The sequence below is a fragment of the uncultured Aquimarina sp. genome, assembly GCF_947492965.1.
Lineage (GTDB): Bacteria > Bacteroidota > Bacteroidia > Flavobacteriales > Flavobacteriaceae > Aquimarina.
Genome location: NZ_CANLOZ010000005.1, coordinates 514,913 through 525,098, shown reverse-complemented (window position 1 = coordinate 525,098; position 10,186 = coordinate 514,913). Strand labels below are relative to the sequence as shown.

At 33.3% G+C, this 10,186-nt stretch carries 11 protein-coding genes and 1 tRNA gene; 9 read left to right on the top strand and 3 right to left on the bottom strand.

The window, feature by feature from the left end; genetic code table 11:
• The 9 genes from Q1B37_RS15940 to Q1B37_RS15900 form a co-directional block, all read left to right on the top strand.
• Nucleotides 1-1,371 (top strand): gliding motility-associated C-terminal domain-containing protein (locus tag Q1B37_RS15940; protein WP_299900051.1); only part of this gene is annotated, 1,371 nt, incomplete at its 5' end.
• 53 nt (nucleotides 1,372-1,424) lie between these two features.
• A complete protein-coding gene (locus Q1B37_RS15935; protein ID WP_299900048.1) occupies nucleotides 1,425-2,381 on the top strand; it encodes a type IX secretion system membrane protein PorP/SprF in 957 nt (318 codons plus the stop codon).
• 76 nt (nucleotides 2,382-2,457) lie between these two features.
• Nucleotides 2,458-4,416 (top strand): OmpA family protein, encoded by a 1,959-nt coding sequence (locus tag Q1B37_RS15930; RefSeq protein ID WP_299900045.1) that lies wholly within the window; start codon nucleotides 2,458-2,460, stop codon nucleotides 4,414-4,416.
• 172 nt (nucleotides 4,417-4,588) lie between these two features.
• Entirely contained in the window at nucleotides 4,589-5,107 is a 519-nt protein-coding gene (idi, locus tag Q1B37_RS15925; RefSeq protein WP_299900042.1) for an isopentenyl-diphosphate Delta-isomerase, read from the top strand.
• Nucleotides 5,104-5,514, top strand: coding sequence for a 6-carboxytetrahydropterin synthase (locus tag Q1B37_RS15920; RefSeq protein ID WP_299900039.1), 411 nt, complete (start codon nucleotides 5,104-5,106; stop codon nucleotides 5,512-5,514). Before idi ends, Q1B37_RS15920 begins: the two co-directional genes overlap by 4 nt.
• A 6-nt stretch (nucleotides 5,515-5,520) precedes the next feature.
• On the top strand, nucleotides 5,521-5,982 hold the full coding sequence (locus tag Q1B37_RS15915; RefSeq protein ID WP_299900036.1) for a peroxiredoxin: 462 nt from the start codon (nucleotides 5,521-5,523) through the stop codon (nucleotides 5,980-5,982).
• Nucleotides 5,975-6,952, top strand: coding sequence for a type I phosphomannose isomerase catalytic subunit (locus Q1B37_RS15910; RefSeq protein ID WP_299900033.1), 978 nt, complete (start codon nucleotides 5,975-5,977; stop codon nucleotides 6,950-6,952). Before Q1B37_RS15915 ends, Q1B37_RS15910 begins: the two co-directional genes overlap by 8 nt.
• A gap of 57 nt (nucleotides 6,953-7,009) precedes the next feature.
• Nucleotides 7,010-7,276, top strand: coding sequence for a hypothetical protein (locus tag Q1B37_RS15905; protein WP_299900030.1), 267 nt, complete (start codon nucleotides 7,010-7,012; stop codon nucleotides 7,274-7,276).
• Nucleotides 7,277-7,333: 57 nt separating this feature from the next.
• Nucleotides 7,334-7,407, top strand: a tRNA-Thr gene (locus Q1B37_RS15900).
• Between the two features lie 295 nt (nucleotides 7,408-7,702).
• Here Q1B37_RS15900 and Q1B37_RS15895 read toward each other — a convergent pair.
• The 3 genes from Q1B37_RS15895 to Q1B37_RS15885 all read right to left on the bottom strand — a co-directional run bounded on the left by Q1B37_RS15895 (nucleotide 7,703) and on the right by Q1B37_RS15885 (nucleotide 10,170).
• A complete protein-coding gene (locus Q1B37_RS15895) occupies nucleotides 7,703-7,945 on the bottom strand; it encodes a hypothetical protein (RefSeq protein ID WP_299900027.1) in 243 nt (80 codons plus the stop codon).
• Between the two features lie 124 nt (nucleotides 7,946-8,069).
• The gene (locus Q1B37_RS15890; RefSeq protein WP_299900024.1) at nucleotides 8,070-8,807 is read right to left on the bottom strand and encodes a DUF4369 domain-containing protein; all 738 of its coding nucleotides are present in this window, start codon (nucleotides 8,805-8,807) and stop codon (nucleotides 8,070-8,072) included.
• A gap of 58 nt (nucleotides 8,808-8,865) precedes the next feature.
• Nucleotides 8,866-10,170: a DUF819 family protein gene (locus Q1B37_RS15885; RefSeq protein ID WP_299900021.1), complete on the bottom strand. Its 1,305-nt coding sequence runs from the start codon at nucleotides 10,168-10,170 to the stop codon at nucleotides 8,866-8,868.
• Nucleotides 10,171-10,186: the final 16 nt, after the last annotated feature.

Below are 10,186 nucleotides of genomic sequence, written 5' to 3'. Positions count from 1 at the left end.
AATGGTAGTTTAAGTGGTGGTCCAATAGATTTAGTAGTTGGTGCGAGTGATACGAGTACCTTTACAGGAGTTTATAATATCCAGCAGAGTGACATTAACAATGGCGTTGTTGTAAACAGTGCTACTGCTACGGGAAGTAGTCCAGGGAATACCGATGATGTAACGGATGTATCTGATGATCCGAATGACAATACAGATACTACGGATAGTGATAGTGATGGAGATGTAGAGGATGATACTGAGACTGATTTAGGACAAGATCCTGAGTTAACATTAGTAAAAACAGGCGTAGCTAGTGGTTCAAATGTTGGTGATGTGATTACCTATACATTCACTGTTACCAATACAGGTAATGTAACAGTAAGTAATATCTTTATCGATGATATTCTTACCGGAAGTATGAATCTAGCGATTACTCCATCTACATTGGCACCAGGAGAGCAAGGTACTGCACAGGCGACATATGTGATTACACAGGTTGATATTAATAATGGAGAAGTTATGAATAGCGCAACTGTGATAGGAGAAGATCCAAATGGAGATGATGTGATCGATGTTTCAGATAATGGAGATGAATTAGTAGATGATAATGGCGATAATGATCCAACCAATGATGAGACGATTACCGAGATTGATCAGTTACCTAATTTAGCACTTACTAAAACAGGTATCTATGTAGATGTAAATGATGATGGTCTTCCTAATGTTGGAGATGAGATTCAGTACACTTTTACAGTAGAGAACACAGGTAATGTAGATATCACCAATATTGTATTATCAGATCCATTACCAGGAATTGTTATAACTGGCGGTCCTATTGATTTAGCAGTAGGAGAGATTGATATGACCACATTTACAGCTACCTACGTGTTAACGGCAGAAGATGTTCTTTCAGGAGAAGTAATCAATCAGGCTACAGTAACAGGTCAAGATCCAAATGGAGATGATGTGGTTGATGTTTCTGATGATCCTACCAATACAACAGATGTTGATACCGATGGTGATGGAGATGCAGAGGATGAAACTGTTACAATTATCGAAGGAGTGTTTACAGATCCTGATGATCCAATTACAATCTATACTGGTATTAGTCCAAATGGTGATGGTATAAATGATGAGTTTATAATTGTAGGATTAGATAGCTTCCCAGATAATACGTTAAGGATTTACAACAGATGGGGTGTTCAAGTATTCGAAGAAGATGGATATATGCAACCAGGAGTGGAATTATTTACAGGAATTAGTAACGGAAGAGTTACTATAGCTCAGAATAATAAACTACCTGTAGGAACATATTACTATGTTTTAGAATACATAAATTCTAGAGGAGAAAATACGTATAAAGCAGGTTACTTGTATATTAACAGATAAATTTATATTTGGAATAGTATATTTGTTATTCCCTAAATCAAATATTGATACTTATGAATAGACTATTAACAATATTTATGCTGATTGCATTTGGTTTGGTTTCGAACTATGCTACGGCTCAGCAAGATGCACAATATACCCAGTATATGTATAATACGATAAGCGTAAATCCTGCATATGCGGGTAGCCGAGGTGTTATGAGTATTATGGGGTTGCATCGTAGTCAATGGGTTGGATTGGATGGAGCCCCAAGAACACAAACCTTAACGTTAAACACTCCAATAGGAGATAATAATCGAGTTGGGTTAGGGTTCTCTATCGTAAATGATGAAATTGGACCTACAGATGAAACCTACTTTGATATTGATTTCTCCTATACGATTCCTACTTCGGATACAGGAAAATTAAGTTTTGGATTAAAAGCGGGAGGGCATTTACTAAATGTAGATTTCCAAAGATTGTCACAGTTCGAAATTAATGACCCGAATTTTGAGAATAATATCGATAATAAATTTAGTCCAAATGTGGGTGTTGGAATCTATTATCATACAGATAAGTTTTATGCTGGATTGAGTGCTCCTAATTTATTAGAGACAAATCATTTCGATGAAGATGCTACAGTAAATAGTAATGATTCATCAACATTTATTGCAGAAGAACGTATTAACTATTATTTGATAACAGGATATGTTTTCGATCTTAGTGATACTGTTAAGTTTAAACCAGCATTATTATCTAAATTAGTATTTGGAGCTCCTTTACAGGTAGATATATCAGCTAATTTCTTGTTATATGATAAATTAACACTAGGAGCAGCTTACAGATGGAGTGCAGCTTTTAGTGCCATGGCTGGTTTCCAGATTTCAGATTCTTTAATGATTGGATTTGCATATGATAAAGAATCGACCGAATTAGGAAGAACACAATTTAATGATGGAAGTTATGAAGTAATGCTACGTTTTGAATTGTTTAGAAAATATAATAGAATGCTAACACCTCGTTTCTTTTAAAACCTTAATTAGATCAATCTTCAGAACTGTAGTAAAGTTTTAGAACGATTTTTTACTAAAATACAACCAAAATAAAATGAAGGGAATATTACACAAGTTATTAGTTGTTTTTGTCGGAGTTTCATTTTTGAGTGCTACTCAAGCCCAGGATAGAAAGTTGAAATCTGCACAAAGTCAATATGATAAATATGAATATATAGACGCACAGGAAACCTATTTAAAAGTTGTTAAAAAAGGATATAAAAGTGCTGATCTTTACAAAAACCTTGGAAATAGCTATTATTTCAATAGTCAATTTGAAGAAGCTTCAAAATGGTATGAAGAGTTAGTGAAAAATTATCCTAGCGAAGTTGAGCCAGAATATTATTTCAGATATGCGCAGACTTTAAAATCAGTAGGACGATACGATGATGCTGATGTATATATGAAAAAGTTTGCAGAAACAAGTTCTGATGATCAAAGAGCTCAATTATTTCAAGATGAACCCAATTATTTGAAACGAATTGATTTTCAGTCTGGAAGATTTGAAATAGAAAATTCATCTGTAAATTCTTCGTTTACAGACTTTGGTTCTGCATTTTTTGGACGATTTATTGTATTTAGTTCTTCTAGAGATACGCTATTGTTTAAGAAAAGTGTGCATCAATGGAATGAGGAGCCCTTCTTGGATTTATATAGAGCAGAATACAATCCTACTAATGGAGAGTTGTCAGAGATAGAAAAGTTTGATAGTAAACTTAATACCAAGTTTCATGAGTCAACACCTATTTTTTCAAAAGATGGAAATACGGTTTATTTTACAAGAAATAATTATGATGGGAGACGATATGGAAATGATAAAAAAGGTACCAATCGTTTAAAAATCTATCGTTCTTACAAAAATACTCAAGGAGGATGGACTACACCTCAAAATTTATCGATTAATAGTGATGAATATTCTACTGCACATCCAGCTTTAAGTATTGACGAAAAGACCCTATATTTTTCATCAGATATGCCAGGTGGAGAAGGACAATCTGACATTTATCAAGTAGCGATCAATGCAGATGGAAGTTTGGGAGAACCTAAAAATTTAGGAAATCGAATCAATACAGAGGGAAAAGAAACATTTCCCTTTATTAGCTCAAATAACGATTTATACTTTGCCTCAGATGGTCATATCGGATTGGGAGGTTTAGATGTGTATGTTACCAGATTAAATCCACAAACAGACGAGGAGAAGCTGGTTGTTAATATAGGGAAGCCAGTAAATGGTCCAGATGATGATTTTGCATTTATTGTAGATGATGAGTCTAAAAGAGGATATTTTTCATCTAATAGAGATGGAGGAAGAGGAAAAGACGATATCTATAGTTTTCTGCAGCTGGAGGATCTTAAGAGTTTCTGTGAGATTACTATCGCAGGCGTTGTAAAGGATAAGGATACTGAAGAATTATTAACAGGTGCAAAAGTTTCTATCTACGATAGTAGTAATAATTTATTAGAAAGTTTCATTGTCGGAGATGATGCAGCATATTCTCATGTTGTAAAATGTAGTTCCAAGTACTTTGTGAGAGCAGAAAAAGAGGAATACACAACGATTGAAAAGTTAGTAGAAACACCAGGAAAAACAGAAACGTTGGATGTTCCACTATTACTAGAGAAGAAAGTGAAGACAGCTAATGTTGGAGATGACTTGGCTAAAGTATTATCATTAAATCCAATTTATTTTGATTTTGATCAATCTTATATACGTGCCGATGCGGCGGTAGAATTGGCTAAAGTGATTGAAGTAATGAATCAATATCCTGATATGAAAATCGACGTGAGATCACATACAGATAGTCATGGAGACGATGCTTATAATATGTGGTTATCAGAGCAAAGAGCGAAATCTACGGTGAAATATATGATCTCTAAAGGAATTTCAGCGGATAGATTAACAAGTAAAGGGTATGGAGAGACACAACTCGTAAATGATTGTGGAAACGATTCTAACTGTACCAAAGCAGAATATCAACTTAGTAGACGAAGTGAATTTATTATTGTTAAGTAATATATAATAGCCCTATATAAATCAATAATAGATTTTCAGTTTACAAAAAACACCTTACTAGTTTAAGGTGTTTTTTCATTTTAAATCTTAAACAATAGTTTATTTTTTGTCAAAAAAAAGATAGATTATGAATTGCTTTTATGATTTTGTAGCTTTGAGCCAATACTAAGAAATGGAAGAAGAAAAAGTCATTTTAGTGAATGAAAATGATGAGCAATTAGGGTTAATGCCTAAGCTCGAAGCCCACGAAAAAGCATTATTACATAGAGCGTTCTCGGTTTTTGTTTTGAACGATAAAAAAGAAGTAATGCTTCAACAAAGAGCTCATCATAAATATCATTCACCAGGACTATGGACAAACACTTGCTGTAGTCATCAAAGAGAAGGAGAAAACAATATCGAGGCTGGAACCCGAAGATTGCAAGAAGAAATGGGATTTGTAACTCCTTTAAAGGAAACAATTTCGTTTATTTATAAAGCTCCATTTGATAATGGTCTTACGGAGCATGAATTAGATCACGTATTGATAGGACATTATGAAAATGATCCTGTAATTAACCCAGAAGAAGTAGCAGATTGGAAATGGATGCCAATTGCCGATATTAAAAAAGATATAGCCACCAATCCAGAAAGCTATACAGCGTGGTTTAAGATCATTTTTGATAAGTTTTATGAATATATAAGGTTATGAGGATAAAAGCCTGTAGAAAAGCTCATTTTAATGCAGCACATCGACTGTATAGAAAAGATTGGAGCGAGGAAAAAAACAATCAGATTTTTGGAAAGTGTAGTAATCCCCATTTTCATGGTCACAATTATGAATTAATAGTGGCTGTTATTGGTGACATAGATCCCGAAACCGGTTATTTGATCGATCTTAAAGTATTAAAAGATCATATCAAAACGGAAGTAGAAGATTATATGGATCATAAAAATCTTAACGAAGAAGTAGAAGAATTTAAAGATTTAAATCCTACTGCAGAAAATATTGCTGTCGTAATTTGGAATCGACTTCGTAAAAAGCTAAATTTAAAATACGATATCGAAGTAACACTTTTCGAAACCCCACGTAATTATGTAATATATAATGGCAAATAATAACCTATGGGTTTGCAATTAGGGGATAAAATACCTGAATTTACGGCTAGTAAAGATGATGGAGAATATTTCCATAGCAATGAAATTATAGGAAAAACACCATGTGTAATCTATTTCTATCCGAAGAACTTTACTCCAGGATGTATTAAAGAAGCTTGTGACTTCAGAGATAGTTATGAAGATTTCAAACAAGAAGGAGTCGAAGTAATCGGTATTAGTTCTGATAGTGTAAAATCACACGAAAGATTTAAAAATAGATATAAATTACCCTTTATTTTTTTGTCAGATAGGAAAGGTGAATTAAGAAAACTTTTTGGAGTTAAATCTAGTTTGTTCGGATTGCTGCCAGGAAGGGAAACTTATGTAATTGACCAAAACGGTATCATTAAACTAAAGTTTAATAGTTCTAGCGCATCAAAACATATGAAAGAAGCGTTGAGAATAGTAAAAGCTATTACAAATGGATAAAGACTCACTTTACATATTGAAATTTGAGCCTATATTAAAAGAGAAAATATGGGGAGGTTCCAAACTAAATACAATTCTTGGTAAACAAGAACAAGGGGACCATATTGGCGAAAGTTGGGAGGTAAGTGATGTTGAAGATAATTATTCTGTAGTGTCTAATGGACATTTTAAGGGAAAAACACTAAAAGAATTATTAGAAGTCTATTCAAAAAGGATATTAGGCGAAAAGAACTTTAATCGTTTTGGTACTAAATTTCCGTTATTGATCAAGTTTATTGATGCAAAAGAAGATCTTTCTGTGCAATTGCATCCCGATGATGAATTGGCCAAGGTAAAACATGATTCATTCGGTAAAACCGAAATGTGGTATGTGCTCCAAGCCGATCAAGATTCTAATTTAATTATAGGTTTTGACAAGCAAGTAAGTCCGGAAGAATATGAAAAGAGTGTAGCAGATAAAACGATCAAAGAATTACTGCATTATGAACCTGTTACTACAGGAGATACTTTTTTTGTATATGCTGGTTTAATCCATGCAATAGGAAAAGGAGTATTGTTAGCAGAAATTCAACAAACATCTGATATCACCTATCGTATTTATGATTGGGATCGTACAGATGCTGCTGGGAATTATAGAGAGCTACATCAGGAAGACGCATTAGAGGCTATAGATTTTTCTACTGATAGGGAATCTAAGGTTCCGTATTCTTCTAAAAAAAATGAAATTACTTCATTGGTAGCGTGTCCATACTTTATAACAAATCTTATTGATATAGATCAGAAAAAAGTAATAACGCATGAGACATTAGATTCTTTTGTGATATATATGTGTGTTGCTGGTAGTGCAGAGATTATTCAGAATGAACAAAAGATGAAAATAAATGTTGGGGAAACGATTTTGGTGCCTGCGGAAATAAAAGAAATAGAAGTAGTGTCTAAAGAAGCAAAATTTTTGCAAACCTATATTTAGAATAAAAACCATTTGATTAATGGTCGAAAAGACTAATTTTGTACAAAATTTATAATAATGGCAAATAAAAGAAATCTCAAAAAGGATATTAACTACGTATTAGGAGATATTATAGAGGAAGTTTATATCTGGGAAGAAAGTAATCCTAATAAGGATAAAAAAGCAGGTGAGGAGATCATAGATGAAGCTATCAACTCTTTTGATACATTGATGACTAGAGTTAGTGATAGATCCATAGAAAATCCTGCTCAACATTTTAAATCAATTCGAGAAGATTTAGAAAAAACAGCGAAGTCTTTAGCTGAAAAAGTAAATTCGTTATAATTTTTTTAAAAAAGTATTTGCAAATTTGATTACAGAAATTATATTTGCAACCGCTTTGCCGATATAGCTCAGCTGGCTAGAGCAGCTGATTTGTAATCAGCAGGTCGTGGGTTCGAGTCCCTCTATCGGCTCTTTAAGTGCAAATCCTAATTTCTTTATGAAGTTAGGATTTTTTTGTTTGTGAAATTTTTAAGGGACGAGAAGCCTTTCCTGAGCAAAGTCGAAGGGAGTTCTTCTATAGGCTCTTTAAGTGTAAAACTTGATTTCTAATGAAGTCAGGATTTTTTTATATCTAAGAATAATAAGGAGTTACAAAAGGTTAAAAGCATTTTTCTATAAGATTTTATGTATTGTTGTATAATAACAAAGACTCCAAACTTAGCTAAAAGTCTGGAGTCTTTTTACCAAAATAGGTTCTTCTAAACCTTAAATACAGCAAGTGTAATAAGGAGGAATAGGAGAAGTAGGATTAGCTGGATGAAAATAACAACCAGGAATATAGGTCGCACCACATGCTGGATTATTAACTAAATCGGTTGTTGTACAACAAGCTAATGCAGGATCACAGCATCTGCTTCCACCTGGACGCGGACCTCCTCCTAAAATTGATTCTTGCTCTTTTTTACCTAGTTTTTGAGCCCCGTTTAGATTTAAAATCTTTTTTAACATGATTTAAAGAGTTAATTGTTAGTTAGTTAAGGTAACTAAAAAAGCTCTAAATCAATTGTGGTAATAAAGTTAAATACCTAAGGTATAATTGTAATTCTAGTGCAGAAAACTAAAAGAACTAAGGTTAGTTTGGAGATTTCTCAGTTCTTTGGGCTTCTTTAGCTTTTCGCTCATCTAAATATTCGGTAAGTTGTTTTCCATAAAGCGATTTTTTTACTTTTGGAGATAAAGAATTTACCACAGTATCTAGATATTTTATATTCGCATCAAAAACTTCATGAAGTGTAACGTAAGGAGCTACCTCTAACTTTCGATTATTAATTGCAAAATTGATAGTGTAAAGATACTTTTGTCGTAATAAGTTTTTATAAGCAATATCATTTTCAGCTAGTTTCTCTTCGTCATTTTGCTTTTTGGCTTCATAATCTTCTTTAATGATTCTAAGATTTCTGTCCTTAAATCTCTTATTCATTTTGTTGTATTCTACCAATTTGGTTTGGTTTTTACCACCTGCGATGATAGCGTCCTTTTCAAAACCATTTAAAGAAGTGTTAATGGTAATTTGGCCAGGTTCTGCGAAGAAATCAATTCTATCATTGTACTGACTTCCATCGTGTTTGTCTAAAAATAAATAATGAATTTCTGGTTCTTCAACATTAGTTTGAAACGCGAATTGTGGATCCCCTTCAATAACTAAAGAATCTAGGTTTACTAAAATCGTATCTTGTATCTTTTGTAGATATAAAGTTCCTTTTTTTAGTCCTTTTACGGTACCAGAGATTGAAACGTTTCCTTCTTTTTTAGGGGTGCTACAAGAGAAAAATAAAATGCTTAAAAGCAAAATAACAGAAATTCGTTGCATTAAGGTTTTTTTAATTTTAAAAATGGTGTACAAAGATGCTATAAATTCAATTGAAAAACTAACTTCCCGAAGCAATTTGCATCAATATTGTACATAGAATTGCTCCATAAGTTCCTACTACATATCCAAAAACTGCTAATAATACACCCACAGTAGCAAGTGAAGGGTGAAAAGCAGCGGCAACGACTGGCGCAGAAGCTGCACCACCAATGTTTGCCTTACTACCTACAGCGAGGAAAAAATAAGGGGCTTTAATAATTTTAGCTACAATAATTAATAATACTACATGGATAAACATCCAGACCAAACCGATTCCAATTAATCCGGGATTTTTAAATATTTGAGTCAAATCCATTTTCATACCTATAGTAGCAACGAGAATATAAATAAAGATACTTCCAATTTTGCTTGCTCCAGCTCCTTCATATTTTTTGGCTTTAGTATAAGAAAGTAAAATTCCAATTGCTGTTGCTATTGTGATCATCCAGAAAAAAGGAGATGTGAAAGAAGATAAAGCGGATGTTTTATCATTAAAAATTTCAAAATTGCTAGATAAAAACTTCGAAATTCCTCCTGCTCCCCAATGAGACAAACCTACCGCAGTAAAAGCGATGGAAAGCATAATCATATAATCCGATAAAGTTGGATTTCGTTTGATACTTTCTGCATAGGTAGAAACTTTTTCTTTTAATGATTCTATAGCGCTACTATCTGCTTTTAGCCATCGATCAATTTTTTTACTCTTGCCTATTCCGATAAGTAACAATGCCATCCATATCTGTGCTACGACAATATCTACCAGTACCATGCCACCATATTTGTCAGGATTATATTCATAGATTTCTAGCATAGCAGCTTGGTTAGCACCACCACCAATCCAACTACCAGCTAGTGTAGATAGACCTCTCCATACGGCATCAAATCCAGCACCACCAACAGTTTCAGGAGAAAATGTAGAGATTATTAAAATCGCTAAGGGACCACCAATAATAACACCTACGGTACCAGTAAAAAACATGATGAGAGCTTTAGGACCTAAATTAAATATTCCTTTTAAATCAATGCTTAGTGTCATGAGAACTAACGAAGCTGGTAATAAATAATTTTTAGCAACGTTGTATACATTTGTTGATTTTTTGATGGCCTCTCCATTTGCATCAAGTTCTTCCCATTTAGGAGCTATGATATTAAAAGAAGTAAAAATTGCAGGTAAGAAATAGCAAAGGAGTAAAGCAGGGATATATTTGTAAAACTTTTGCCAAAAGCCCGTTTTAATCGAGGATGTGTAAAATACCAAACCAAGGCATAATAGTAAGATTCCAAAAACAATAGTGTCGTTAGTGAAAAAAGGAATATTTTCCATAGAGTGAGTTCATTTT